This window comes from Streptomyces sp. B1866 (assembly GCF_031932565.1).
In the GTDB taxonomy this organism is placed as follows: domain Bacteria; phylum Actinomycetota; class Actinomycetes; order Streptomycetales; family Streptomycetaceae; genus Streptomyces.
Genome location: NZ_JAVSCF010000654.1, coordinates 1 through 329, shown reverse-complemented (window position 1 = coordinate 329; position 329 = coordinate 1). Strand labels below are relative to the sequence as shown.

The 329-nt window shown below is 67.8% G+C and carries 1 protein-coding gene; it reads left to right on the top strand.

Features of this window, described 5'->3' with window-relative positions; all coding sequences use genetic code 11:
* Positions 1 to 329, top strand: a 329-nt coding sequence (locus RKE29_RS30645; RefSeq protein ID WP_312008937.1) for an acyltransferase domain-containing protein, incomplete at both ends; no start/stop codon positions are given.

Sequence of the window (329 nt, the reverse complement as noted above, 5' to 3'; positions counted from 1 at the left end):
TGCGGTGGTTTCTGGGGTGGGTTTGGATGAGACGGGTTTGACGCAGCCGGCGTTGTTTGCGGTGGAGGTTGCGTTGTTCCGGTTGTTTGAGTCGTGGGGTGTGCGGGGGGAGTGGGTCGGGGGTCATTCGGTGGGTGAGGTGGTGGCTGCGTGGGTGGCTGGGGTGTTGTCGTTGGGGGATGCGTGTGTGTTGGTGGCGGCGCGGGGTCGGTTGATGCAGGGGTTGCCGCGGGGTGGGGCGATGGTGGCGGTGGAGGCGTCGGAGGCTGAGGTTGTGGGGTCGTTGGGGGAGTGGGTGGGGCGGGTGTCGGTGGCGGCGGTGAATGGGC